The following is a 26,275-nucleotide window of genomic DNA, read 5'->3' on the forward strand; positions in this document are numbered from 1 at the left end:
TTTCCAGCCTAGACGGGGAAAAGAGATTTTCAGGCAAACCCCTCGCGGTTCGCCCACCAACATGCTTCGGCATGCTCCTTCCCCATCAACGGACCCTTACGGCGTGGCATGAGCTGCATCGTGATTTGAGCCGGTCGTCCGCACGAATACGCGGTCGGCCATAGTGAAGGAGTACGGCATGGATCGTTCGCAAAAAACCGAAGCGGTCGCACAGCTGAACAGTGTCTTCAACGAGGTTGGCGTGGTGGTTGTCACCCGCAATCTCGGCCTGACGGTGGACCAGTCCACCGAACTGCGCACGAAGATGCGTGAAGCCGGTGCGTCCTACAAGGTCGCGAAGAACCGTCTCGCCAAGCTCGCCCTGAAAGACACCGATTATGTCGGCATCGAAGAGTATCTCTCCGGTCCGACAGCACTGGCCTGGTCGGAAGACCCGGTTGCAGCCGCCAAGGCTGCTGTCGAGTTCGCCAAGTCGAACGACAAGCTGGAAATCGTCGGTGGATCGATGGGCACGCAGGTACTCGACGAAGCTGGTGTGAAGGCCCTCGCCTCCATGCCGAGCCTCGACGAACTGCGCGGCAAGATCGTGGGGCTGGTCAATGCACCGGCAACCAAGATCGCACAGGTCGTCAATGCGCCTGCTGCCAAGCTCGCTCGTGTCTTCGGTGCCTATGGCGCCAAGGACGCTGCGTAAGAGACGCTTTCTCGCACGAGAGACGAAACATTTTTGGGACGCAAGAAACGTCCCGCCTATATTTTGGAGTGATACATCATGGCTGATATTGCCAAGCTTGTTGAAGAACTGTCGTCGCTGACCGTCATGGAAGCGGCTGAACTTGCCAAGGCACTGGAAGAAGAGTGGGGCGTTAGCGCCGCTGCTGCAGTTGCTGTTGCTGGCCCGGCTGGCGGCGGCGACGCCGGTGCAGCTGCTGAAGAAAAGGACGAATTCGACGTCGTTCTCACCGGCGACGGTGGCAAGAAGATCCAGGTCATCAAGGAAGTCCGTGCCATCACGGGTCTTGGTCTGACCGAAGCAAAGGCCCTCGTCGAAGGCGCGCCGAAGCCGCTCAAGGAAGGCGTGAACAAGGCAGAAGCCGAAGAGATCAAGGGCAAGATCGAAGCAGCCGGCGGTACCGTCGAACTGAAGTAAGCCCAGCTTACGCTTCGATCCTAAACCGGATCACCAAGGGGGCGTCACCAGCGATGGTGGCGCCCTTTTTGGTTGGCTACAGGTTGGGTTCAGGTTCCTAAGCGCTCTATTTCTAGGGAATAACAGGGGACTAGCCATGATCGCATATGCGTTTGCACTCGCAACCGGCCTAATCGGTGTTCCGGCGATAGAAGACTGCCCAGCTGCAGAAGCTTCCACTGATGGCCACCTCTCCGACGTGTGCGCAGCTCTGCCCGAGGTCGATGTGGCGTATTCGGCCACGATGCGCGCCAGCCTCAACCCTCGGCCCGCGTCGCAGCAGGTGATGGTCTACCGGATGGAAGGCCAGTGGTTTGTCCGCACAGCCGGCTACCGCTGGACCCCGGGCACCTCGGTCGTCACGACCCGTCGCAACGATCTGCCGATCGCACCGGAGGATGCCTCCATGATCGAAACGCGACTAAGCCAGACATCGCTGTCCCGGTTGGCCGAGCTGCCTTACTATGGAGCAGACGATGTGATTTGTACCGACGGGTCGAACCTCGAAATCGCCGCCGCGCTCGATGGGGCGCGGTTTGCTGCGCGCCAGCATAGTTGTGCTGGCCAGACCGAACTCAACGAGATCGCCGCGCTCTTCCGAGGCATCGCGATCAAGTACGACAGCGAGTTCGAGGGATACCTGTCGGGACTATAGCGCACCCGTCCCCGGCCTGAGGCTCAGCCCAGCGGCACCAGCCGGATTTCATCCTGCACGATGATCGCGGTCACCTTGCCCGCAACGTCGAGTTCGGCCTCGAAGTTGAGTCCCTTCGTCACGAAGTAACGCGTTCCGCTTTGTGCGTGGAGCCGGGCCCTGTCGACCACGGCGCCATCCACCCAAAGTTCCCCGTCGACGATGGAGATTGTCAGGAAAGGATCATCGTCCTCGCTGCTCCAACCGTATTGGCCAGCGATGGCCTGCATGGCGGCTGCTCCGGGCGCAATCGTTTCGCGCACTTCGTGTGCGTCCTGCTTCCAGCCATAGATATGGCCAATGGCACTCAGGATCTCGCGGATAAGATCACCGCCGCTATCGGAATTGGTCAGCACAGCCACGCTTGCCCGACCGTCGGCGTAGTTGATCCACCGTGCGCTGTAGCCGGGGTTGTGTCCGCTATGGACAAAGGCCACGCCATCGCCGTCATTGTTGAGGCCGAACCCGAGGCCGGGCTCACCCGCATTGTCGGGTACCAACTGCCGCGCCAAACCCTGATCGAGGAAGAAGTGTTCGGTATTGCGCGAACGCGCGACCAGCGACCCCAGGCGAACAAGTTCGCTAGGCGTCGTCCACATTCCGGCTGCAGCAAGTTCCGGGTAAGCGAGCTGTTCGTCCGACATCGACGCCGATTCTGGCCCTGCGTGGCCGATTGCCGCGTTGGCGTCCCCGACCGGATAGCGGAAGTGGCTGCGTGCCATACCTGCCGGATGGAAAATCCGCCCTTCTACGACATCGGCAAAACTGCGCCCGCTCGCATCCTCGATGGCGAGCTGCAGGATCGTGTAGCCGCCGCCGGAGTAGCGATAGCTTTCGCCCGGTAGCTGCGTGACGATCACAGGTTCTGTATTGGCCGGTTCTGTTCCGGCAAGGATCTGCGGAAGGCTCGGCAGCCCTGCCCCGAGCGGATAGCCTCGAAATCCGTGAATAGTCGTTCCGCCCCGATGCGAGAGGAGGTGGCGGATGGTAACCGGCTGCTGCGCGGTAAATTCGTTGTCCGGGATATGCCAGCGGGTGAGAAATGCATTTGCCGGTTGGTCGAGCGCGAGAACCTCATCCTGCACCAGCGCTAGCGCCGCGAGTGCCGCGACCGGCTTTGACAGCGAAGCTGCCTGGAACAATGTATCGGTATCGACTGCACCACCGCTTTCACTGTCGCGCACGCCGTAGCCCCGCGCCCAGACCAACTCTCCATCGATCGCCACCGCGATACTCACGCCGGGCACGTTGTAATGCTGCATCCGCTCTTCGAGGGACCAGACCTCTGGCTCCTCGCCGGCAACACCGTATGGGGGACGCAGACCGTTCTCGAACTCGGCGATACGGGCCGATTGCTCCGGGTCGCTTTCCTGAGGTCGGGCATCGGCAGACGGCAGCAAAGTCGCAGACACCAAAGCCAAGATACTGATTACGTCGCGCAGTTTGATCACATTTATCTCCGATGATTGTCCCCGACGACATTCGATTACAACTGTAGTCAAGTCAAGCGCGTGGAATCATCTGCCGGGCTTGACTGCCATGCAAAACCAGTTATGCAAATAGTTGCGCAATTGATTGCATATATTGAAAGGTCGCCACTTTGCCGTTTGACAATGCCTACCTTGGAAAACGCCTGCAGGACTTGCTCACGCTGGCACACAGCCAGATGAAAGAGGTCTACGAGGCCCATGGTCTGGTCATCCCGGTTGAGGGTTCCTCCACCCTCCACGCGATCGCCCCGGGCACCTCCGCATCGCTGACCGAGATTGCCGCCACACTCGGCCAGTCGCACCAGTTGATTGCACAGCGCATTGGCAAACTGCTTGCGCTAGAGCTTGCTGAAAAACGGGCCGATCCGAATGACGGACGCCGGTCAGAGTACATTTTGACCCCAGCGGGCGAAGAGCAATGGCATCGCCTCGACACGCTCATGCAAACCATAGCCAAGGTGAACCAGCGCTTGTTTGCCGAGATCGGCTGCGACCTTGTCGAGGGACTTGATCGAGCGCTGACCGCACTGGCGAAAGAAGACTACCAATCACGTTCTGGGACTGTCTCAACACCAACGTACAAGGAAGAGGTACAACCATGACATTCCCTTCATATTCCAGGCAACAAAGACACGCTCGCACAGCGCTCAGGACATGTCTGATCACAGGCCTCGCCAATCTCGCCCTGGTGGGTTGCACGAGCGGCAACCAGACATTCACCCCCGAAATTGCTGCATCGCAGCCTGAAAGCTCCGCGCGACAGGAAGTTCTTCTTCAGCTCGCCGATCGGCTCGAGATGGCTTATCTTTTCCCCGAGTGGGGGGCTGCCTATGCCGCACACCTGCGCAACCGCAGAGTGAGTGCAGCAGAGGGCGTCCTTCCTGCAGAAGACTTTGCGACACTCATCACCGACGAACTGCTCGCCATCCATCCCGACGGACACTTGCGGCTAGAAGTCATGGCGGGAGAGATGGAACACCGCGAACCCTCCGGGCCGCCTCCACCACCGCCGCCTTCCAACTTCACCACCCACCATGCCGATGGGGTTTCCTATATGCGGATCGACGCGATGTTCGGCCTCGATGAAACAATGACGCAGCTGGAAAACTTTGTTGCGGCCGTTGCTCCCACCGACACCGTCATCCTCGACCTTCGAGAGAACCGGGGCGGCGGACTGCGTGAAATGGATTTCCTGTTTGCGGAGATGTTTGCCGAGCCCACCGATCTGGTCATCATGGAAATCCGCCAGGTAATCTGGGAGCAGGACGGCGCGCCGTTCGGGGCGCCTGCCACACTGCAGCGTATCGATGCGCCGGACGGGCTCGTCCACAACATGCATCGCGCCATCCCGACCGACTCCCCGCAACTTTCCGCGAACCCTGTTGTCATCCTGACATCGTCAACAACGGGTTCTGCGGCGGAGCACTTGACCATGGCCCTGCAGCGCACTGGCAGGGCCATGGTCATCGGTGAGCCCAGCCGCGGCGCAGCGCATTTTGGCGGAATGTTGCCTGTCGGTGGGGGTTTTGCCGCCTTCATTCCGGCGGGCCGGACCTTCAACCCCGATACGGGTGAGAGCTGGGAAGGCACGGGCAATCAGCCCGATATTGCCACCGATGCGACAACGGCTTTGGAGCTTGCACTTTCCCGCGCAGGCCTTGACGAGGCGCAGGCTCGGGCATTTGCCGCATCAATTGCACAGCCTGCCGGCTAGAAACCCACGTTCACCCGCAACCCGATCATATCGATGCCCGGGTTCTGGTCGCCGTCGAAGATCTGGCCCTGGCTGATGTGCATCCAGTGCGCTTCGGCGGAGACGCTCTCTGAAATCCGATAGCCCACCCCGATCTCGGGCTCGAACAGCACGCGGCTGCCGAGGTCGGTGCGATAGCCCGTTTCGGGGTTCACGCGGAATTCGGGTCCGTCGTGCACCACGATTCCGATACCGGGGCGCACGTAGACCGGGCCATTACCGATAGTCCAGGCGAGGCCTACGCCTGCAAAGCTCGTATCGCCCGATGTGTTGAGCGAACCGACTACATAGGGTTCGGGCGAGCCGATAAAGTCGAGCGCCTCGATCCCGCCGAAACGCACGCCCACCGCGACATCGACCGATCCGGTCTCTGTCGTCTCGAGCGTGAACGGGGTGTCTACGGCATGGGCATAGACGCCGCCGAACACTTCCTGTGCGGAAGCGCCCCCGGGCAGCAGGGCGAGCGCGGCAGCAGCCGCGGCGATAGCGAGTGGTTTCTGCATGGCGGATCCACTGCCATTGCGCAGCTTTCTGCATGCTGAAAGCGCCGTTCAGCGATGTGGAGAAATGTAACTTTCGTAAAGTCTTGTCACAACCTCCGAAACATTACTCTGCGTTAACTCCCGCGCCGATAGCCCGGCATCATGACAAACGCGCAGAACCGCTATGCTATCGCTTTGAATGAAGCCAACCGAGAAGTGCATTTCTCCATCGAAGGCCTTTGGTCTACTGAAGAGATGCAGCAGTTCCTGCGCGAGCTTACCGATGCAGCACGGCCGTTCATGCACTGGAATGAGGCCTTCGCGGTCATCGCCGATATGGACGAGTTCGTGCCGCAAGACCGGCAAACTACCGAAACCATCGCCAGACATTTGCAGTGCGCGCGAGGTTTCGGCTTTCAGCGGCTCGCCATTGTCACGCATTCATCGATCCTGAGGATGCAATACCGCCGGATTGCAGGGGATCTCGAACTCGATTTTTTCGCGACCAAGCTGGAAGCACTTCAATGGTCACGCAATCGCGGTGCGGCGCATCGCAATCACGCTGCCTGACAGCCGATTGCTCGCAACCGGTTTGTGACTTTCTGGTCGCAGCAATCGGGCAAATGTCGTTGCCCCCTAGCCCGGCAGCGGCAAGAGGCCTATTCGGTCCGGCTGTTCGGCGCAGAAACGCGGGGCAGCATGAAAGACCATGCGGCCCATTGCCCACCCTGAAACGCCCGGCTGGAAAGCCGAGACGCGCGAAACGCTGAAGCTGGCAGCACCGCTGGCGCTCGCCAACCTGCTGCAGATGCTGACCTATGCCATCGACGTGATTTTCATCGCACGGTTGGGGGCAGACGAGCTTGCGGCAGCTTCACTCGCGATTGCGCTGTTCGGGCTGGTCGTCTGGGGATTGCAATCGCTCACTGGCGCCGTCGCTCCGATCATGGCGGCGGAAATTGGAGCACGCGGACCCGCGCTCCGGCCGGTACGCCGCGCTATGCGCATGGCGATCTGGCTCAGCCTCATCTTATCAGCAGTGGGGATGGCAATCTGCATGTTGGCCGGGCCACTGATGCGGATGACGGGACAAGACCCGCACATCACCGCGCTCGCCGTATCCTACATGGACATCCTGGTCTGGTCCGTCGCGCCCATGATCCTTGCCGGCGTACTGAGGAACTATGTCTCGACACTGGGCAAGCCGGTTTTTGCAACGCTGATCACAGCTGTCGGGATCGGCGTGAATGCACTCGCCAACTACGCTTTCATCTTCGGCAACCTAGGCGCGCCCGAGATGGGGCTTCCCGGCGCATCGGTGGCGACGCTCATTACTTCGCTGGCGATCCTTGGCATGTATGCGCTCGCAATCCGGCTCGACCCGCGTTTGCATCGCTATCACATCATGGGCTTCTTCTGGCGCCCGGATTGGCAACGCTTTGTCGAGATCATCCGCATCGGTACGCCCATCGGCATCACCGTTGTGGCGGAGGCCGGCGTGTTCGGCGCGGCGGCATTCCTGATGGGGCGGATCAGCGGGCTGGAGCTTGCCGCACATACGGTTGCGCTAAACCTTGCCGCATTCGCATTCCAGGTACCGTTCGGTGTCGGGCAGGCCGCGACTATCCGCGTGGGCTACTTCTATGGCGCGCGCGATGCAGATGGCATGGGAAGGGCAGGTTGGACGGGCATCATCATCGGCACCGGCTTCATGGTGTTCTCCGCCATCGCTTTCCTTGTTGCGCCGGGTCTGCTGCTATCGATCTATCTCGATATCGGCGATCCTGCGAATACGCAGCTCGTGGCAGCCGCAGCCGGCTTCCTCGCTATTGCCGCCGCGTTCCAGCTGTCTGACGGACTACAGGCGGTGGCAGCCGGGAGCCTGCGCGGCCTAAAAGACACCCGCGTGCCGATGTGGATCGCCATCTTCAGTTATTGGGTGCCGGGCTTCGGTCTGGCTGCGGGTCTGGGCCTTGGCACGGACCTCGGCGGAACGGGTGTCTGGATCGGGCTCGCGACAGGGCTTACATTTGCTGCGGTACTGCTTATGTGGCGGTGGCTGAAACGCGAGAAACTCGGCCTCACGCTGCGCGGCAAGTTCAACGCTTCGCCTGCCTGACGCGGACTCGTCAAAAAACCGCTTTCCTACCCATTGACTCCACGCCTACGGAGCCTATTTCCGCCCCCGCTGGCACTCTCAACCGGAGAGTGCCAATCACGTTTAACCACTCTAATGGAAGAGGTCATACTTATGGCATTCCGTCCACTGCACGACCGCGTTCTGGTCCGCCGCATCGAGGCCGAAGAAAAGACGGCCGGCGGCATCATCATTCCCGATAGCGCCCAGGAAAAGCCGAGCGAAGGCGAAGTTGTCGCTGTCGGCAACGGCTCCAAGGCCGATGACGGCACCGTAACCCCGCTCGACGTCAAGGCAGGCGACCGCGTCCTGTTCGGCAAGTGGGGCGGCACCGAAGTGAAGATCGACGGCGAAGACCTGCTGATCATGAAGGAAAGCGACATCATGGGTGTGATCGGCTGAGCCGACCCCCTGACAACGCTACCGAACCAAATCTAATTCTGGAGAATCCACTATGTCTGCCAAGGACGTAAAATTCGGCCGCACAGCCCGCGAAGGCATCCTCAAGGGTGTCGACACGCTCGCCAACGCCGTCAAAGTCACGCTCGGCCCGAAAGGCCGCAACGTCGTGATCGACAAGAGCTTCGGCGCACCGCGCATTACCAAGGACGGCGTAACCGTCGCCAAGGAAATCGAGCTCAAGGACAAATTCGAAAACATGGGCGCGCAGATGCTGCGCGAAGTCGCATCGAAGGCGAACGACGCTGCCGGTGACGGCACCACCACTGCAACCGTTCTGGCCCAGGCCATCGTTCGCGAAGGCATGACTGCGGTTGCTGCCGGCATGAACCCGATGGACCTGAAGCGCGGCATCGACCTCGCAGTCGGCAAGGTTGTTGCAGACCTGCAGGGCCGTTCGAAGGATGTTTCCGGATCTGACGAAATCGCCCAGGTCGGCATCATCTCGGCCAATGGCGACAAGGAAGTCGGCGAGAAGATCGCGGAAGCCATGGAAAAGGTCGGCAAGGAAGGCGTCATCACCGTTGAGGAAGCCAAAGGCCTCGAATTCGAGCTCGACGTTGTGGAAGGCATGCAGTTCGACCGCGGCTACCTCAGCCCCTACTTCGTGACCAACCCTGAAAAGATGACGGTTGAGCTCGAAAACCCCTACATCCTGATCCACGAGAAGAAGCTCTCCAACCTGCAGGCTATGCTGCCTGTGCTGGAAGCCGTGGTGCAGGCCGGCCGTCCGCTGCTCATCATCGCAGAAGACATCGAAGGCGAAGCGCTGGCGACCCTCGTGGTCAACAAGCTGCGTGGCGGCCTGAAGGTTGCTGCTGTGAAGGCTCCGGGCTTCGGCGATCGCCGCAAGGCGATGCTGCAGGACATCTCGATCCTCACCAATGGCGAAATGATCAGCGAAGATCTTGGCATCAAGCTCGAGAACGTTGGCCTGTCCATGCTGGGTGAAGCCAAGACAGTCACCATCGACAAGGACAACACGACCATCGTTGACGGTGCAGGCGATGCAGAAGGCATCAAGGCCCGCGTCGAGCAAATCCGTGCACAGATCGAGACGACCACGTCCGACTACGACCGTGAAAAGCTGCAGGAACGTCTTGCGAAGCTCGCTGGCGGTGTTGCCGTGATCAAGGTTGGCGGCGCTTCGGAAGTTGAAGTGAAGGAACGCAAGGACCGCGTTGATGACGCGCTCCACGCTACCCGCGCTGCGGTTGAAGAAGGCATCGTCCCGGGCGGTGGTACCGCTCTGCTTTACGCAACGAAGGTGCTTGCCGGTGTCGAAGGCGAAAACAACGACCAGACGCGCGGCGTCGAAATCGTTCGCCAGGCCATCATGGCTCCAGTCCGCCAGATCGCTTCGAACGCAGGCCACGATGGCGCTGTTGTCTCAGGCAACCTGCTGCGTGAAGATGACGAAACGCAGGGCTTCAACGCTGCAACCGACACTTACGAGAACCTCGTCGCATCCGGCGTGATCGACCCAACCAAGGTCGTGCGCACCGCGCTGCAGGACGCTGCCTCGGTCGCTGGTCTGCTGATCACCACCGAAGCCGCGATCAGCGAGATCCCGGAAGACAAGCCGGCCCCGGCAATGCCTGACATGGGCGGCATGGGCGGCGGCATGGGTGGCATGGGCTTCTAAGCTCGCTACCCACGTCAAACCGACACTGACAAGGCCCGGCGGGAGCAATCCTGCCGGGCCTTTTCTTTTGTCCGCCATATCGCCATGGTCCCGCGCGGGACTCGGGATTGACCGAAGGAAGAGACAATCATGAAACGTTACGCCGCCATCTTACTGGCATCAGTCGCACTGACGGGGTGCGAAGTGAGCGGGCCGACGCCCGCCAGCATCGAATGTGCCGAAACACAAACCGAATGCATCAATGCCTGGTTCGACGAGAAGTTCGATGAATTCCTCGCATTCAGCCCGATCCAGCAAACCAGCCTCGGCATCAAGACCGACTATGACAAACTCGATGATTTAAGTGTCGAAGGGATCGAGGCACAGAATGCCTGGATCCAGCAGGTCCGCGCCGACATGGAAGCCAACTTCGACTATGACGAGCTGACCGACGAGGCCAAGCAGTCATACGACATGATGATCTATCTCGCCGAAAGTTCGGCTGACGGGATGGAGTATCTCGATAACCAGTACATCCTGCACCAGATGCAGGGCGTCCACGCCTTCCTGCCGAGCTTCCTGCTGAGCCAACACACGGTGGAAAGCGAAGAGGATATGGTGGCCTGGAATTCGCGCCTTGCCGCAATGGGTCCTGCGATGGATCAGCTACTCGCCCGCGCGCAGAACAATGCCGAAGCTGGCACCCGCCCGCCGCGCTTTTCCTATGATGCGGTTATCTCGGAATCGCAGGGTCTGATCTCGGGCGCTCCGTACGATGATGGCGAGCCGTCAGCACTATGGGCGGGCACCGAAGAGCGCCTCGCAAGCCTTGTTGAGGCCGGTACCATCACTGAAGAACGCGCCGAAGAGCTGCGCGAAGATGCACGCGTGGCGCTCACCGAAAGCATGGCGCCTGCGTACCAGCGCGTGATCGACTGGTTCACCGAAGACCGGCCAAATACGGACGAGATTGCGCAGGGTGTAGGTGCGCTGCCGGGCGGCGCTGACTTCTACAACTACATGCTTGCCCAAAGCACCACGACCGATCTGACCGCTGACGAGATCCACGAAATCGGCCTTGCCGACGTCGCCCGCATTCGCGGCGAAATGGAAGCCATCAAGGAACAGGTCGGGTTCGAAGGCACGCTGGACGAATTTTTCGTCTTCGTGCGCGAGGACGATCAGTTCTTCTTCCCCGACAATGAGGCTGGCGCACAAATGTATATCGACCGCGCGACTATGCACATTGACGCGCTGACCGCGCGGCTGCCCGAATTCTTCGGACGCTTGCCGCAGGCCGAGCTGGAGGTGCGCCGCGTGGAACCGTTCCGTGAACAGGATGGCGCCGCGCAGCACTATCGTCCGGGCACGCCCGACGGCTCTCGCCCCGGCGTCTATTACGCTCACCTGTCAGACATGACGGCAATGCCGATCCCGCCGCTGGAAGCCATCGCCTATCATGAAGGTAATCCGGGCCACCACATGCAGATCAGCATCAGTCAGGAGCTGGAGGGCATTCCGCGTTTCCGCACGCAGGGCGCATTCCAGACCGCCTATGTCGAAGGTTGGGCGCTCTATTCGGAAGCTCTGGCGAAGGAAATGGGCGGCTATCAGGATCCCTATTCCGAATTCGGCCGCTTGCAGAGCGAGATGTGGCGCGCGATCCGCCTAGTGGTCGATACCGGCATCCACTCGAAGGGCTGGACCGAGGATGAAGCGGTTGCCTACTGCCTCGAAAATTCGCCCAATCCGGAGACCGTCGCGCGCAGCGAAGTACAGCGCTATTTCGTGCTGCCGGGCCAGGCGACAAGCTACAAGATCGGCATGATCCGAATTCAGGAAATGCGCGCGGCTGCGGAGGAAGAAATGGGTGACAATTTCGACATCCGCGGCTTCCACGATACGCTGCTGAACGGCGGTTCGATGCCGCTCTCCATTCTGGAGCGCCGCGTAAATCTTTGGCGGGAGAGCCAAGAGGGCTGACCCTCGGGTGCAACGAAAAAGGGGCCGGAAGTTTCACGACTCCCGGCCCCTTTTCTTGCCTGGGTGCGCACACCGGAGAGTAGACTGGCTAGAAGGCCTTCTGCAATCCGATGGTAAGCGTGTAATCGGTCGGCATTTGTGGACCGTTGAGGTCCTGCACCAGTGGCATGCCCGCCTCGACGCCCAGACGCCAACCGGACAGCGGCCCGCGTGGCACGGCGAAGTTTACGCCAGCAATCGCGCTTACCCGCTCCCCGCCATGAAAATCGGGATTGGCGGTCTGTACCGGCCCCGCGATCTGCGCATCGATCCCGTCGACTGCGCCCACGGTCTCGGCTTCGATACGGCCTGAGATCGCCACTGACTGGTCGAGCGAATAGGCCAGCCATGCGGTCGCCATGAAGCGATCACCCAGGCTGTAGTCGGCGCTGTTCTCGCCCAAGCGTATAGTCGCGCGGGCCTGCGCACCCCAGCCCCACGTATCGGACTGGCCGCGCCAGGTGATCCCCGGTTCCAGATCCCACGTGCCCGATCCAAGCTGCATCGGGTAAGGCAAACGAACCGGCACGGTCATGCCCATCGGGGTGAGCGCCTCGCCCGTTTCCTCGATCGAACCGGTCGGGATGGAAACGCCGAGGTTGAGGTGCACGTCATCCACCAGTCCGATCAACGCCCCGACCTTCGTATCGCCGAAACCATCCGGCGCGGTGCGGAAATTACCAAGCTCGGTCGTACCCATGCCGCCCTGATAGGTGACATGATCCATTTCCTTGGCGACGTAATTGCCCATCGCCATCAGGGTGATGTCGTCGGAAAGGCCGTACATCACACCGACCATATGCATATCCATACGCATGCTGGTGGGCACGATGCGCAACGTCGGGGGCTGGCCGGGATTGCCAAAAAAGCGATTAGGTACGGTTGTGACAACCGTATCGGGGCTGACCGCATCCGTGCCGATCTGCACGCCGCCCATATCCATATGCATCAGGCGATAGCTCACCATCCACTCGCCTTCGCCGTGGCGATGGTCTCCCATCACACCAATGGGCGCATGGTCGAGCGCATCGGCACCGCCGCCGGCTTCGTTATCATCGTCCGCCTGTGCCGCTATGGGCATACAGGCAAATGCGCAGGCAGCGCCCAGCGCCGCCTTCATCGAAAAAGTCATGATTATCTCCGTTGTCTGAATTGGGTTGGATGTCAGACGGAGATTGGTGGTCCTGTGGCGAGATAGCTGCGGACAGCTTCGAGCGAAGGAACCGGGCGTTCGGGCCCGGTCGAATAGTCGCCCATCACCAGCTGCGGCGCGATAATACATGCGGGTGTTTCTGCCAAAGTGGGCCCGCAAGCCGAACAACAGGGATTGGCCACGTTCTCGCCGTCATGATCGGAGTGACCAGGAGGCTCGGGCACATGCAGGGCCATGTCGTGCCCATCATGGGCGGACATCATCACTGCCTGGGCAGGCTCAACGCCATGCACTGCACTATACGGGCCGGAAGGCAGGCAGCACGGCGCACCCAGCGCCACGCGCAAGATCACGGAGGCCAGCAGGCAGGAAAAAAGCAAGGGGCGGAACGAATGAGACACTGTATCATACGGCCTGTACCTCCGCCCCGCTCCCTGGGCAATAGGGTTAAGGCCGCTATTCCCTTAGTGTGGGAAGGCAGGGGACGCTTTCTTTCCGCCTTTCTTTGTTGAGGAAGCTAAGCGAACAGGTGTCCCGCGCCATGTGCGATTTCTCCGCCAAGCCATCCTTGCAGCAGCACTGCGGCAGCAGCGAAGGCGAGCAGAACGCGAAGCAGGGTCCGGCTCGCATTATGACGAAGCGCCAGCCAGGCGATCAGCGGGCCCGAAACACCAAGCGTCGTCCCGATCCAGCGATGCCACTGCATCGTGTCCCCACCTCCAAACCATAAGCCGGTGTGCATCCAGCCGAACAGCGCCGCCACTACCGCCCCTGCTCCGCCAATGGCCGCCATCACGCTGGCCGCGGATCGCAAGCGCGCTTCGCCACGATAGATGCTCAGGAATTCTGCCAAGGCAGCGAAAAGCAAGAACGCGATCGGAACATGGACTGTCGCAGGGTGCAGATTGGTGAATGCCTTCGCAAGGCTGGGATCGCGCGGCTGTTCTGGTTCGATGACGTGGGGATCGCCATCGTGCAGTGGCGCCGCAACCTCTTCCGTCAGGTTGGCCTGCCCGTCTTCATGATGGTTCGGGCCGTGCGCGATTGCCGGCATCGCTAAACACAGCAGCAGCGCCGCGAGCACGTTGCGCATGATGGCGCGACATTCAGGCAATGGTCGTCTTCGCCAGCATCCACACGGCCATGCCGATCATGAACAGGTTTTCGGTAAACGAGACGAAGCCGAGCGGAACTTTGCTGTCTCCGCCAACGCAGGCACATTTGAGTTCGCGCTTGTCCACGTAGACCGCCTTGAACACACTAATCGCACCGATCGTCCCGATAAAAAGCGCGACAGGGATGGATAGCCAGGGAAGGACTTGCGCGCTCATCAGCACGCCCGCCAGCCCCTCGGCCCAAGGATAGACATAGCCATAAGGCACCCACCGCTTCGCCAACAGATCATAGTTCAGGAACATCGTTGAGAAGCTCTCGACATCGCGCAGCTTGAGGTACGCGAGAACGCACATCGAAAAGCTGACGAACCATTCGGCGGAGAGGATCGAGACGGGCTGTCCGGTCGCCACAAAGGCCGCACCCAGCGCCATCAGCGCGGTCATGGCGAACAGCACGGCGACGGGCCAATAGCTGGTGCCACCCTTGTCCATCGGATTGCCGAAATGGGCGCGAAGATCGGTATAGCCTCCGATGCGCTCGCCCCCGATCCAGGTCTGCGGGGTCGTCTCAACGCCATGCTCCTGTTTGAAGGCGTCGGTTTCCTCGCTTGAAGTCAGAGTATGGTCTTCGACCGCATAGCCCTTGTTTTTAAGCAGCCATTTGGACTTGAGGCCATAGGGGCAAGTGTGCCCCGGCATGACCATGCGGTGGAGGCGTGCCGTTGGTTTGGTCATACAGCAGCCCTGCGCGCGAAGTATCGATAGAGGGGGACAAATATGAGGGCTATGTACCAGCCATAGGCATAGGTCTCGGCCGCGCCCAGCAACCAGGTGACCGGGCTATCGAAGTCAAATCCCGGTAGCCACGCCTCCCACGCAGAATGCATGTGCCATTCAACCGGCATTACAGCACCCCATGCGAGACAAAGCGCATAGCTAATGAGAAAGAACAGCGACAGCGCGTGTCCTACTGGTGCGATTTTCATGGCATTCCCCTTTCATCGATATGCTTGTTGCGTTGTCGTGACTTTCAGCGCCTCGCCCTTTCGATCAGGTCCACAAGTTCACTGAATTTCTGCCGTTGTTCAGCCTCGTCTCCCGAGGCGATGGCTTGCGAGACACAGGTCGCGGCATGCCGCTTCAAAACAGCACTTTCCACCTTGGCGAGCGCAGATTTGATTGCCTGCATCTGAGTCAAAACATCAATGCAATAGCGATCTTCCTCGATCATGCGGGCAACGCCTTTCGCCTGCCCGGCTATACGATTGAGGCGTTTCACGATGTCTTCTGAAGATTCATTTGCGGCCATGTCATTTCCATCTTGCAATACCCCCTGGGGGTATATATGTAACGCTCCATTCCAGCAATTGCAACTCGGTGAACAAATAAAATGACTTTCGACCGCCGCCAATTTCTTGCTGGCTCCGGCTTGCTCGCTACCGCCGGACTTACGGTCCCCGCATGGGCGCGCGGCCAATCGCTGAGCCATGCGCGCAACGGATTCGGTGAGATTTCGGGAGAGGTCATCAATCTCGACATCCGCAACCACCGCTTCACCACGGGCGCGCGCAGCGGCCACGCCGTTGCGATCAACGGCAGCGTGCCGGGCCCGCTGATCCGGCTGCGCGAAGGGCAGGACGTGACGCTCAACGTCACCAACCATCTGGACGAAGACAGCTCGATCCACTGGCACGGATTGCTGCTTCCGTTCCAGTTCGATGGCGTCCCCGGCGTCAGCTTCCCCGGCATCAAACCGGGCGAGACGTTCCAGTATCGCTTTCCTGTCCGCCAGACGGGCACATACTGGTGGCACTCGCACTCCGGCTTGCAGGAGCAGGCAGGACACTACGGTCCGATCGTGATCGAAGGCGAGCACGCGCACCACATGCCCGATCCGCGTTACGACCGTGACATCGTGGTGCTGCTCAGCGAGTTCACCGCGCGTGCGCCCCACGAAATCGCCCGGATGCTGGCGGTGGGTGAGCATTACTTCAACCGCCAGATGCAGACGGTCAGCGATGGTTCGATGACCATGGAAGAGCGGCTGATGTGGGGCCAGATGCGGATGAACCCGCGCGATATTTCCGATGTCACCGGCTCCACCTACACTTACCTTATCAACGGCCACGGCCCCGCCGATGACCTGCAGTTCGATTTCGAACCGGGCGAGCGCATCCGTCTGCGGATCATCAACGGTTCGGCCATGACCTTCTTCAACGTGCGCATTCCGGGCGTGCCGATGGCAGTGATCGCGGCGGACGGGATCGACGTGGACGATGTGGTGGTCGATGAGTTTCAGATCGGCACTGCAGAAACCTACGACGTGATCATCACCCCGCCCGATGGCAGCCACGCGCTGGTGGCGGAGGCGATGGACCGTTCGGGTATGGGCGTCGCCAGCCTGACTTCGCACGCAGGGCACCGCGCGACTCCGCCCCCGCTTCGCGAGGTGCCGACGCTGACCATGGTCGATATGGGTATGGGATCGCATGGCGGCACCGCGATGGATCATGGCGCGATGGGGCATGACATGCCCGAAAGCGAAAGCGCGATGGATATGGAAACGAGCGGCGGCATGGAGCATTCCATGCGCGATACCTCGCTATTGCCGCCCGATGTGGAGGTTGGCCCAGGCCTCGATATGGTCGCGCCAATGCCGATGGACCGGATGGACTTCCCCGGCCTGGGTCTCGACAATGTGCCGCACCGCGTGCTGCGCTATACCGATCTGCGCTCCAAACAGCCCAATCCGCACCGCATGCCGACGCGCCAAATGGAAATCCATCTTACCGGCAATATGGAACGATACATGTGGTCGCTCGACGGACGGCAGTTCAGCGCAGTCACCGACGATCCGATCCGTTTCGCCTACAACGAGCGTGTGCGGGTGAAGCTGGTCAATGACACGATGATGGCACACCCGATCCACCTGCACGGGCACTTCTTCGAGCTAGTGAACGGTGCGGGAATGATGAACCAGCCGCGCAAGCACACGGTTGTCGTACAACCGGGCAGTACCGCAACCTTCGACCTGACCGCAGACGAGCCCGGCGACTGGGCGTTCCACTGCCACCTGCTCTATCACATGCATGCAGGCATGATGCAGACCGTCACCGTCCGCCCCTTCCCGATGGAGGATGAGCAATGATGCGCGCGCTTCTTCTTGCAGGTGCTGCGCTGATCGCCACCCCCGCCGCCGCGCAGGACCATTCCGGCCACGGCAACGATACACCTCCACAGGAGCAACCTGAACCTGATCACTCCGAACATCAGGATCAGAGCGCGGAGGACAATCATCAGGCGATGGATCATTCGCAGCATGAGCAGGAAACCGATGCGCATGCCGACCATGGCGCGATGGATCACGGTGCCATGGATCATAGCCAGCATGGGCAAATGGATCACGATATGTCGGGCCTGAACCTCGACATTCCCGCCGGACCACCACCACCCGAGGCTTTTGAAGGCCCGCAGCACGCGGCAGACGAGATTTGGGGCGCCCAAGCCATGGCCCCTGCGCGCGCCTACAATCACCAGAGCCACGGCAATGCCACCTTCGGAGTAGTCCTTGCCGAGCGCCTCGAAGCGCGCATCGGCGAAGGACATGACGAGTACCTGTGGGATGTGTCCGGCTGGTACGGCACCGCCACCGATCGCGTGGTCTTCAAAAGCGAGGGCGAGGGCGAATTCGGCGGCGAGCTGGACGATGCCGAAGTGCAGCTGCTCTGGGCTCATGCCATCGGGCCGTGGTTCGATCTGCAGGCAGGAGTGCGACTGGATATCGAGCCCGATACGACTCCGTACCTCGCGCTCGGTGTGCAGGGCCTCGCGCCCTACATGATCTATGTCGATGCCACCGCCTTCCTGTCTGATGACGGCGACCTCACCGCACGCGTCGAGGTAGAGCATGACATGCGGCTGACCCAGCAGCTGGTGCTGCAACCGCGTGTCGAATTCGAGCTGGCCGCACAGGATATTCCCGAACGCGGGATCGGCGCAGGTATTCCGAAAGTCGAACTGGGCGCACGCCTACGGTACGAATTCGTCCCCGAATTCGCGCCCTACATCGGCGTGGAATATGAAACCGCGACAGGCCGCACGGCAGATATCATCCGTGCCGGAGGAGACGATCCCAGCGGCTTTGTTTTCCTGATCGGGCTGAGAACCTGGTTCTAGCGTATAGAAAAGGGGCGCCCCGCCAGAAGCGGAGCGCCCCTTTTTCTTAGTCAGCTATGATCAGCCGCCGCTACGGCTGGCTTCGAGCTGCTGCAGCACTTCCGCGCTCCAGGTTACCGGAACCTGTGTCTGCGGGTTGAACGTTTCGCCCATGTCGGCAGCGACTGCGGCGTCGATTTCGGCCTGTGTCAGGAACTCGCTCGGCTCAAGCTCGAACACGTCGATACCGCGCGCGATTTCGGTGCCGTAGATCTTGCCGTTGTACCAGTAGACCGACCAGTAACCGCCCATCGAGAGGTACTCGTCATTGACCGGGCCACGGTCGAAATAGGCGATTTCGAAGGGGTTGTCCGGATCGGTAAAGTCGATCACCGACAGACCGCCCTGGTACCATGCCTGCACGAAGATATCGCGGCCCGGGACAGGGATGATCGAACCGTTGTGCGCGACGCAGTTCTCGTTCTCGCTCTGCGAGCCCGGGATCTTGTAGGTGCCGCGACGGACCAGTTCGCCGTCCTCAATCGAGTAGAACGCATCGGCGCCCCAGGTTTCGGGATCGGCTGCCTGACAACGCGGACGGCCACCGCCGCCCCATTCGTCGGTGAACAGCACCACAGTGCCATCGTTGTTGAAGGTGGCCGAGTGCCAGTAGGCGAAACCCGGATCGGTAACGGCATCGAGGCGGACCGGGTTGTACGGGTCCGATATGTCCATGATGATGCCGTTGCCCGAACATGCACCCGCCGCCAGGTTTGCGCTTGGGAACACAGTGATGTCATGGCACTGGTTGGTCTGGTTGGTGCTCTGCGTACCTTCACCATGGTCACCACCGTCCCACAGGCCGGCGATGTTGCCTTCATCATCGGCGAACACACGCGGAGAAGAAGTGATGCGCGCAGCCGCCGGATTGGCAACCGGAATTTCGATCACGTCGATGCTGAACAGAGCGGTGCGCTCGCTACCCGGTTCGAAGAACACGCAGCCTGCCAGTTCTTCTTCATCACGGACGCCGGCAGTACCGGAGTTGTAAACCACGATCCGTTCGTCATTGGCATCGACGACCGAGTGCGTGTGGCTGCCGCGGCAGGTCTGCACCTGGCCGACCTGCACCGGGGCGGCGAGATCGGAAATGTCGAAAATGCGCAGGCCGCGGAAACGCTCTTCGCTGACGCGGTCCTGCACGCCCTGCATGCCGCAATCGACGCGGCCATTGTTGGCCTCGACGCTCATGATCAGCAGATCGCCAACAATCGAAACGTCACCCTGGCCACCCGGACATACGACCGAACCGATCAGTTGCGGGACACCGTCCGCGCCAAGGCGATAGGTGTTGAAGCCGTGGTAGTTACCCGCGACCATCACGTCGCCGGAGAAGGCCATGTCGGTGTTGGCGAAGCTGAGCGGACCGCCGCGCTGGGCGTAACGGACAGGCGGTGCCGCCGCTTCTTCCGCTTCGCCTTCACCCTCGGCGTCATCGCCTTCGTCTTCATCGGCCATTTCGTGGCCTGCATGCTCGTCTTCGTCTGCAGACTCTTCGCCCTCTTCGGGTTCGTCAGCGGGGATGACCACGCGACCACCCGAGGGATTTGCCGGATCGAAGAAACCGTCAGGTTTCGGCAGGAAGGAGACATGGCGCAGGTTGCTGATGGCATATTCTGCATCAAGGAAACCACCTGTGAGGCCGGCACGCGGATCTTCCGAAAGCTCGGTCAGTGCTGCAACCATTCGGGTAATTTCGGCCGTCTGGTCGTTCACGATCTCGCTGGTGAATTCATAGAACGCCGGGTCCGCAGCCGTGCCACGGTTAGAGAGCAGTTCACGCACCATGGTGATCGCGCCCTGGTGATGGCGAGTCATCAGCGTGAGGAACAAGCGGTCAAAGTTCACACCGCGTGCAGCAGCCAGCCGCGCCATATCCTCTGCACTCGCCATACCGGCCATGCCGGAATGTTCGGCGTGACCCATCGCGCCCATGGTGGAAGTTTGTCCGCGATCGGCCAGCCATTCGCGCATGAAGGTAATCTCGTCTTCCTGCGATGCGTCGATACGTTCCGATACGGCAATGATCGTCTCGTTATTCGTCCGGTCTGCCACCAACGCGGACATTTCGACCGCTTGCTGGTGGTGGATAATCATGTCGCGCATGAAGCTGATGTCGGCAGCAGAGATATCGTTGCGGGCAAGGTTGCGCGCTTCTTCCGCGCTCAGGGTGCGAGAGCCTTCGCCCGGCGCGCCCGGCTGCACGATCTGGACATCCTGCGCGAGCGCGGGCGCGGTCGATGCCATCAGCATCGCGGCAAAAGACAGCGAAAGCCGTGTCGTATTTCTCGAAGTCATTCAGGAGTCCCTTCCAATGTTACATTGTTTTGCGCGCACCAAGCCTATCCGTCCCACTTCGTCAATACGGTATCGGGATTGCGGTCTGCCAAGAGAAGACTAAGCTCGACGAAGGACATTTGGGGAGGAGTACACCATGAAACGCCTGACGATTGCCGCGCTCGCGGCCACGGCCACCTTGCTGACGGCTTGCAGCGGCGAACCCGCCGCAACGCAGGAAGAAGCGCAGGAATATACGGCGCGCCAGTATATGCAGGCAATCAACGATATCGCGCGGTCCGATGATGTCGAGAACGACGAGGCGCGCAAGCCCGGTGAACTGCTGGCCTTCGCGCAGATCGATCGCGGCGATGTGGTCGGCGACTATGTGATGGGTGGCGGATATGTAACCCGCCTGCTCGCTACAGCCGTTGGCGCGGATGGCAAGGTCTATGCCTTCCAGCCGACCGAATTCATCGCCTTCAACGCCGATTACGGGCCGCAACAGGACGACACCGTGCGCCGCTATTCGGACAATGATGGCAATCCCGTGCACGTCTTCCCGCTGCGCGCACCATTGGCCGAACCGGGCTGGCCCGAGCAACTCGACACGATCATCACGGTGATGAACTTCCACGATCTCTATCTGGAGAACTTCCCCGAAGACACTGCAACGACGGCAATTGCGGGTCTGTATGATGCCCTCAAACCCGGCGGCTCACTGGTTGTGATCGATCATCTGGCGGCAGAAGGCTCCGGCATCGAGGCGGCTAACACGCTGCACCGGCTCGATGCGCAGGTGGCCCGCGATGCTCTGGAAGCGGCTGGCTTCGTGCTCGAGGAAGAGAGCGATCTCTACGCAAACCCTGACGATCCGCGAACCGCAAACGTCTTCGATGATGGCATTCGGGGGCAGACCGATCAGGTGGCTTGGCGCTGGCGCAAGCCGGAATAGGCGGGATAAATCGGGGGCGTTCTTGCGCCTGATCGGCCCCGATTTGCGCCTCTCGGACTCAACACAGCGAAAATTCGGGGCGATTCGTCGCGGCGAACTCGTCACATCATGTTACATTAAGCATTTACAAACCACGTTTCTGGCATGGCTTGCAGCATGATGATTCCAAAACTCGGTCGTTTCCTTTCTATTGCCGCACTGGCGGCAGCTCCGCTTGTGGCAACTCCTGCTTTTGCGGATACCGATCCCACCGATCTGGAGGCCGCGTTTGACAGCGCCTTCGGCACCGAGGAACGCGCGCCGCGGGACTATACGCCCACTTTCGACAGCGCGCTTGAAGAGCGCATTGCCCAACTGGCCGATGCCAGCGAAGGCCGCATCGGGGTTGCCGCAATTGATCTGGCAACGGGCGAGAGCATTTCTATCCTGGGTGACCAGCGCTTCCCGATGGCCAGCACCAGCAAGATTGCAATTGCCGCTGCCTATCTCGAAGGCGTGGATGAGGGCCGATGGAGCCTGACGACCGAATTCCCGCTACTGTGGCCTGTGCGCTCACGACCCTTCTCTTCCGCCGCCGCGCCGGTTCGCCAGGGCGAATATATGAGCGCGCTCGAACTGATCGATTTGATGATCACGCGCAGCTCCAACCCCGCTACCGATGCGCTGATTGCAGCGCTGGGCGGTACAGGTGCGGTGAACGACTGGGCGCGCCGCGCCGGTCTTGAAGGGTTCAGCCTCGATCGTGATATTGCCACTCTTGTGCGTGATGATGGCGAGTTCGATCCCGAGACACATATCGACCTGCGCGATTCCGCAACGCCTGAAACGATGGTCCAGCTACTGTCCGGTCTCTATCAGGGCCGTTGGCTAAGCGCTTCGAGCCGCCATGTGATTATTGATGCGATGGAGCGTTGCCGCACCGGAACGCGCCGTATTCCGGCATTGATGCCAAGCTATGTCACGGTGGCGCACAAGACGGGCTCACTCAACAACACCTCGAGCGATATCGGCTTTCTCACTGCGCCTGACGGTCGCACGGTGGCGCTGGCAATCTATGTGACGGGCAATACCACCCGACGCAATCGTGAAGCGCGCATCGCTTCGATTGCTCGCGGGATCTATGATGGCTTCGCACAGGAAGCCGGGCGTAGCTACGCCAATGCGCATTACGACGCCAACTAAGGCGATCGCTTCCTAACCCTGGTATCACGAATTCGCGCTTGTTGCGCGGGGGCCTTGCTTTCTTGGCCCGAGCGGTTCGGGCAAAAGAAAAGGGCGCGGCCATCGCTGGCCACGCCCCTTCTTTGTAGGAAAACCTACTGAGAATTACTCAGCAGCTTCTTCCTGCATTGCTTCACCAGCGTCTTCCATAGCTTCGCCGGTTGCGTCCATTGCAGCGTCAACACCGTCTTCAGCGGTTTCGACAGCGCCGTCGACAGCGTCACCCATAGCGTCGCCAGCAGCTTCAGCGTTAGCTTCGGTGTCGGCCATTGCACCTTCAACGGTGTCTTCAGCAGCTTCTTCGGTAGCTTCCGAGCAAGCGGCGAGCGAGAGAGCAGCGGTTGCGGCTGCTACGAGAGCGATCTTACGCATAGGTTGAACCCCTTTATCTGCGATAATTTGAGAGAGGATAATCCCCCGTCCCAAGTCAGCCATCTGGCCGACCTGATGCCTAAATAATGCCACAATTGGGGCTGCGCAAGCAGAATATGGCGTAATTGAGGCAAAATCCTGTCGCGAATGAGGCGTCTCTATCCGTAAAACTGCCAGAAATATGGTGGAAAAATATGCGAGCGATCCATGCTGACCGGGCCTGTTTTGCATGCTAGCAGGCGCATATGGCCGACAAAAAACATCTCTACCTGGTCGATGGCTCGGCCTATATTTTCCGCGCTTATCACCGCCTCCCGCCACTGACCAACCCGGAGGGAACGCCGGTAGGTGCGGTTTACGGATACACGACCATGCTGTGGAAGCTGGCCGATGATCTGGACAAGGCAGACGGGCCGACTCACCTTGCAGTGGTGCTCGACAAGTCGAGCAAGTCATTCCGCAATGAAATTTACTCCGAATACAAGGCGAACCGGCCGCCGCCGCCCGAGGATCTGGTGCCGCAATTCCCGCTGATTCGCGATGCGACACGCGCCTTCTCGCTGCCGATGATCGAAGAGCCCGATGTCGAGGCGGACGATATGATTGCGAGCTATGCCCGCGCCGCGCAGGCCGAGGGCTGGGACGTCACCATCGTCTCCTCCGACAAGGACCTGATGCAGCTCGTGGGTGAGCGCAACGGCGGCAAGATCGATATGCTCGACACGATGAAGGATGCGCGCATCTACATCGACGAGGTGAAGGAGAAGTTCGGCGTCGAACCCGAGCTGGTTGGTGACGTGCTGGCGCTGATGGGTGACAGTGTCGACAACGTTCCGGGTATCTACGGCGTCGGCCCCAAGACCGCGTCCAAACTGATCGCCGAGAATGGCAATCTGACCGCTGCGCTCGATGCAGCACCAGACATGAAGAAGTCGAAGTTGAAAGAGCGGCTGCTTGAAGGGCGCGAAGATGCCGAGCTCAGCCGTGTGCTGGTGGAGCTGAAAAGCGATTGCCCGCTGCCCATCGCGATCGAGGACATGGCGATCCAGACCATCCCGCCCGAGCCGCTGGCCGAATTCCTCACATTCCACGGCTTCAACTCGCTGCTCAAGCGACTGGAAGCAGGTACCGGCAGCCCCGTCCGCGCGAACAATCTCAATCCAGCGAAAGCGGATACCAATGGGGAAGATGCCGCACCCGAAGGCAGCGTGCAGCCGCTGCCCGAATGGCCCGATATTGATCGCAGCACCTACAAGACAGTTCAGTCCAAGGAAGAACTGCAAGAATGGATCGCCCGCGCACAGGTGCTGCGGTTGGTCGCGGTCGATACCGAGACGAACAGCCTCGACGCGATTGCAGCCGAGCTTGTCGGTGTCAGCATGGCTCTCGGCCCCAACGATGCCTGCTATATCCCGCTGGGTCACGGCGGATCAGACATGTTCGCCGAAAAGCCGCAGCAGGTGCCGTTTGATGAAGCGATAGCCCTTCTCAAGCCATTGCTCGAAGACGATGCCATCCTAAAGGTCGGCCAGAACATCAAGTACGATATCAACGTGCTCGCCCAACATGGCATTGCGATGGCGCCGGTCGATGACACGATGATAATGAGCTTCGATCTCGATGCCGGACGAAGTCAGGACGGCATCGGCGGCGGACACGGGATGGACGAGCTGGCCGAGCGTCACCTCGGCCACACCACAATGAAGTTCAAGGACGTCTGCGGCACAGGCAAGAAGGCGATTCCCTTCGGCGAGGTTCCGCTGGACAAGGCCACCGAGTATGCCGCCGAGGATGCAGATGTCACCTGGCGGCTGCATGCGCATCTGGCACGCCGCATGCCCGGCGAAGGCGCGACGCGGATCTATCAGAGGGCCGATCGCCCGCTCATCCCGGTGGTCGCGAAGATGGAGCGCGAAGGTATCAAGGTCGATCGCGCCGAGCTATCTCGCCTGTCCGAGACTTTTGCCGAAAAGATCGGCGAGCTGGAGAAGGCCATTCATGAGGACGCTGATGAGGAATTCACCATCGGTAGCCCCAAGCAGCTTGGAGACATTTTGTTCGACAAGCTGGGGTACAAGGGCGGAAAGAAGGGCAAGAGCGGCCAGTATTCAACCGACCAGAGCGTGCTCGAGCGCCTTTCTGGCGAAGGCCATGCCATTGTCGACAAGGTGCTCGAATATCGCCAGCTCTCGAAGCTGAAGAGCACCTACACCGACGCACTGCAGGAAGCGATCAACCCGAAGACGGGCCGCGTACACACGAGCTATTCGCTGGTCGGAGCGCAGACCGGGCGGCTCTCATCGACTGATCCGAACCTGCAGAACATCCCGATCCGTACCGAAATCGGCCGCCAGATTCGCAAGGCCTTCGTGCCCGAGGCGGGCAACACATTGCTCGCCGCCGACTACAGCCAGATCGAGCTTCGGCTGGCTGCGCATATGGCCGATGTGCCCGAGCTGAAGGAAGCCTTCGAAAACGGCGAGGATATCCATTCGCGCACGGCAAAGGAAATGTACGGCGAAGTCGACCGCGACACACGCGCGGCGGCCAAGACGATCAACTTCGCCATTCTCTACGGCATTTCACGCTGGGGGCTTGCAGGTCGCCTCGGCATCGAGCCGGACGAGGCGCAGGAGAAGATCGACACCTATTTCCAGCGCTTCCCGGGCATCCAGAGCTACATCCACCAGACGCTCGAAAGCGTGCGCGAGAAGGGCTATTCGGAAACGCTGTTCGGCCGCAAAACATGGTTCCCGCGGATCAACTCCAAGAACCAGATGGAACGGCAGGGCAGCGAACGCGCTGCGATCAACGCGCCGATCCAGGGCACCAGTGCAGACATTATCAAGCGTGCGATGGCGCGTATGCTTCCGGCGCTGGAAGAGGAAGGCCTCACCGATGTGCGCATGCTGCTGCAGGTGCATGACGAGCTAGTGTTCGAATTGCCCGAAGATGATGTTGCCGCAGCAAGCCCGGTAATCGAACGGGTCATGGCCGAGGCCGCGCAGCCTGCAGTCACGCTCGACGTGCCGCTCGGCATCGAGATCGGCACCGGCCCCAGCTGGGATGATGCACATTAGGTTTGGTTGAAACACGCAAGGCAGGGGGCTAGGTGGC

Annotated in this window: 25 protein-coding genes; 15 read left to right on the forward strand and 10 right to left on the reverse strand. The window is 60.5% G+C overall.

Annotated elements, in window-relative coordinates; genetic code table 11:
• The first annotated feature begins 178 nt into the window (after nucleotides 1-178).
• From rplJ to OOZ52_RS12175, 3 genes are all read left to right on the forward strand, one after another.
• Nucleotides 179-694: a 50S ribosomal protein L10 gene (rplJ, locus tag OOZ52_RS12165; RefSeq protein WP_274698803.1), complete on the forward strand. Its 516-nt coding sequence runs from the start codon at nucleotides 179-181 to the stop codon at nucleotides 692-694.
• Nucleotides 695-772: 78 nt separating this feature from the next.
• Entirely contained in the window at nucleotides 773-1,150 is a 378-nt protein-coding gene (gene rplL, locus OOZ52_RS12170; protein WP_274698804.1) for a 50S ribosomal protein L7/L12, read from the forward strand.
• A gap of 136 nt (nucleotides 1,151-1,286) precedes the next feature.
• Nucleotides 1,287-1,844: a hypothetical protein gene (locus tag OOZ52_RS12175; RefSeq protein ID WP_274698805.1), complete on the forward strand. Its 558-nt coding sequence runs from the start codon at nucleotides 1,287-1,289 to the stop codon at nucleotides 1,842-1,844.
• 23 nt (nucleotides 1,845-1,867) lie between these two features.
• Here the strand turns inward: OOZ52_RS12175 and OOZ52_RS12180 are convergent, their stop codons facing one another.
• On the reverse strand, nucleotides 1,868-3,334 hold the full coding sequence (locus OOZ52_RS12180; RefSeq protein WP_274698806.1) for a serine hydrolase domain-containing protein: 1,467 nt from the start codon (nucleotides 3,332-3,334) through the stop codon (nucleotides 1,868-1,870).
• Between the two features lie 149 nt (nucleotides 3,335-3,483).
• Here OOZ52_RS12180 and OOZ52_RS12185 point away from each other — a divergent pair, with 149 nt between their 5' ends.
• Together OOZ52_RS12185 and OOZ52_RS12190 are read left to right on the forward strand one after the other, a co-directional pair.
• Entirely contained in the window at nucleotides 3,484-3,975 is a 492-nt protein-coding gene (locus OOZ52_RS12185) for a MarR family winged helix-turn-helix transcriptional regulator (protein ID WP_274698807.1), read from the forward strand.
• An 86-nt stretch (nucleotides 3,976-4,061) separates the two neighbouring features.
• Nucleotides 4,062-5,087, forward strand: a complete 1,026-nt coding sequence (locus OOZ52_RS12190; protein ID WP_274698808.1) for a S41 family peptidase — start codon at nucleotides 4,062-4,064, stop codon at nucleotides 5,085-5,087.
• Here the strand turns inward: OOZ52_RS12190 and OOZ52_RS12195 are convergent.
• On the reverse strand, nucleotides 5,084-5,629 hold the full coding sequence (locus tag OOZ52_RS12195; protein ID WP_274698809.1) for an acyloxyacyl hydrolase: 546 nt from the start codon (nucleotides 5,627-5,629) through the stop codon (nucleotides 5,084-5,086). The two genes, OOZ52_RS12190 and OOZ52_RS12195, sit on opposite strands and share 4 nt — an antisense overlap.
• A gap of 141 nt (nucleotides 5,630-5,770) precedes the next feature.
• Between OOZ52_RS12195 and OOZ52_RS12200 the strand changes: the two genes are divergently transcribed.
• The 5 genes from OOZ52_RS12200 (at nucleotide 5,771) to OOZ52_RS12220 (ending at nucleotide 11,811) form a co-directional block, all read left to right on the forward strand.
• Complete coding sequence (locus tag OOZ52_RS12200) at nucleotides 5,771-6,178, forward strand: STAS/SEC14 domain-containing protein (RefSeq protein ID WP_274698810.1); 408 nt, start codon at nucleotides 5,771-5,773, stop codon at nucleotides 6,176-6,178.
• 139 nt (nucleotides 6,179-6,317) lie between these two features.
• Nucleotides 6,318-7,727: an MATE family efflux transporter gene (locus OOZ52_RS12205; RefSeq protein WP_274698811.1), complete on the forward strand. Its 1,410-nt coding sequence runs from the start codon at nucleotides 6,318-6,320 to the stop codon at nucleotides 7,725-7,727.
• A gap of 132 nt (nucleotides 7,728-7,859) precedes the next feature.
• Complete coding sequence (groES, locus tag OOZ52_RS12210) at nucleotides 7,860-8,147, forward strand: co-chaperone GroES (protein WP_274698812.1); 288 nt, start codon at nucleotides 7,860-7,862, stop codon at nucleotides 8,145-8,147.
• A 52-nt stretch (nucleotides 8,148-8,199) separates the two neighbouring features.
• On the forward strand, nucleotides 8,200-9,849 hold the full coding sequence (groL, locus tag OOZ52_RS12215) for a chaperonin GroEL (protein ID WP_274698813.1): 1,650 nt from the start codon (nucleotides 8,200-8,202) through the stop codon (nucleotides 9,847-9,849).
• A 129-nt stretch (nucleotides 9,850-9,978) separates the two neighbouring features.
• The gene (locus OOZ52_RS12220) at nucleotides 9,979-11,811 is read left to right on the forward strand and encodes a DUF885 domain-containing protein (protein ID WP_274698814.1); all 1,833 of its coding nucleotides are present in this window, start codon (nucleotides 9,979-9,981) and stop codon (nucleotides 11,809-11,811) included.
• An 88-nt stretch (nucleotides 11,812-11,899) separates the two neighbouring features.
• Here OOZ52_RS12220 and OOZ52_RS12225 read toward each other — a convergent pair whose 3' ends face one another.
• From OOZ52_RS12225 to OOZ52_RS12835, 6 genes are all read right to left on the reverse strand, one after another.
• On the reverse strand, nucleotides 11,900-12,982 hold the full coding sequence (locus OOZ52_RS12225; protein ID WP_274698815.1) for a transporter: 1,083 nt from the start codon (nucleotides 12,980-12,982) through the stop codon (nucleotides 11,900-11,902).
• A 32-nt stretch (nucleotides 12,983-13,014) separates the two neighbouring features.
• On the reverse strand, nucleotides 13,015-13,356 hold the full coding sequence (locus OOZ52_RS12230) for a hypothetical protein (RefSeq protein WP_274698816.1): 342 nt from the start codon (nucleotides 13,354-13,356) through the stop codon (nucleotides 13,015-13,017).
• Between the two features lie 164 nt (nucleotides 13,357-13,520).
• Nucleotides 13,521-14,096: a DUF2231 domain-containing protein gene (locus tag OOZ52_RS12235; RefSeq protein WP_274698817.1), complete on the reverse strand. Its 576-nt coding sequence runs from the start codon at nucleotides 14,094-14,096 to the stop codon at nucleotides 13,521-13,523.
• Between the two features lie 13 nt (nucleotides 14,097-14,109).
• On the reverse strand, nucleotides 14,110-14,853 hold the full coding sequence (locus tag OOZ52_RS12240) for a glutaredoxin (protein WP_274698818.1): 744 nt from the start codon (nucleotides 14,851-14,853) through the stop codon (nucleotides 14,110-14,112).
• Nucleotides 14,850-15,104, reverse strand: a complete 255-nt coding sequence (locus OOZ52_RS12245; protein WP_274698819.1) for a hypothetical protein — start codon at nucleotides 15,102-15,104, stop codon at nucleotides 14,850-14,852. Before OOZ52_RS12245 ends, OOZ52_RS12240 begins: the two co-directional genes overlap by 4 nt.
• A 44-nt stretch (nucleotides 15,105-15,148) precedes the next feature.
• Complete coding sequence (locus OOZ52_RS12835; RefSeq protein ID WP_342454961.1) at nucleotides 15,149-15,607, reverse strand: metal-sensitive transcriptional regulator; 459 nt, start codon at nucleotides 15,605-15,607, stop codon at nucleotides 15,149-15,151.
• Between OOZ52_RS12835 and OOZ52_RS12255 the strand changes: the two genes are divergently transcribed.
• Nucleotides 15,509-17,266 carry a copper resistance system multicopper oxidase gene (locus OOZ52_RS12255; protein WP_274698821.1) on the forward strand — a complete coding sequence of 586 codons (1,758 nt, stop codon included), beginning with the start codon at nucleotides 15,509-15,511 and terminating at the stop codon, nucleotides 17,264-17,266. The genes OOZ52_RS12835 and OOZ52_RS12255 overlap by 99 nt on opposite strands.
• Entirely contained in the window at nucleotides 17,263-18,294 is a 1,032-nt protein-coding gene (locus OOZ52_RS12260) for a copper resistance protein B (RefSeq protein WP_274698822.1), read from the forward strand. Before OOZ52_RS12255 ends, OOZ52_RS12260 begins: the two co-directional genes overlap by 4 nt.
• A 60-nt stretch (nucleotides 18,295-18,354) precedes the next feature.
• On the opposite strand, the gene OOZ52_RS12265 is transcribed toward OOZ52_RS12260, so the two are convergent.
• Nucleotides 18,355-20,631 carry a DUF305 domain-containing protein gene (locus OOZ52_RS12265; RefSeq protein WP_274698823.1) on the reverse strand — a complete coding sequence of 759 codons (2,277 nt, stop codon included), beginning with the start codon at nucleotides 20,629-20,631 and terminating at the stop codon, nucleotides 18,355-18,357.
• Nucleotides 20,632-20,767: 136 nt separating this feature from the next.
• Between OOZ52_RS12265 and OOZ52_RS12270 the strand changes: the two genes are divergently transcribed.
• Together OOZ52_RS12270 and OOZ52_RS12275 are read left to right on the forward strand one after the other, a co-directional pair.
• On the forward strand, nucleotides 20,768-21,565 hold the full coding sequence (locus OOZ52_RS12270; RefSeq protein WP_274698824.1) for a class I SAM-dependent methyltransferase: 798 nt from the start codon (nucleotides 20,768-20,770) through the stop codon (nucleotides 21,563-21,565).
• Between the two features lie 156 nt (nucleotides 21,566-21,721).
• Nucleotides 21,722-22,747 (forward strand): serine hydrolase, encoded by a 1,026-nt coding sequence (locus OOZ52_RS12275; RefSeq protein WP_274698825.1) that lies wholly within the window; start codon nucleotides 21,722-21,724, stop codon nucleotides 22,745-22,747.
• 144 nt (nucleotides 22,748-22,891) lie between these two features.
• On the opposite strand, the gene OOZ52_RS12280 is transcribed toward OOZ52_RS12275, so the two are convergent.
• Complete coding sequence (locus OOZ52_RS12280; RefSeq protein WP_274698826.1) at nucleotides 22,892-23,158, reverse strand: hypothetical protein; 267 nt, start codon at nucleotides 23,156-23,158, stop codon at nucleotides 22,892-22,894.
• Nucleotides 23,159-23,403: 245 nt separating this feature from the next.
• Between OOZ52_RS12280 and polA the strand changes: the two genes are divergently transcribed.
• A complete protein-coding gene (polA, locus tag OOZ52_RS12285; RefSeq protein ID WP_274698827.1) occupies nucleotides 23,404-26,238 on the forward strand; it encodes a DNA polymerase I in 2,835 nt (944 codons plus the stop codon).
• The last annotated feature ends 37 nt before the right edge of the window (nucleotides 26,239-26,275 follow it).

It is taken from the genome of Aurantiacibacter sp. D1-12, from assembly GCF_028858515.1.
Classification (GTDB): domain Bacteria; phylum Pseudomonadota; class Alphaproteobacteria; order Sphingomonadales; family Sphingomonadaceae; genus Alteraurantiacibacter.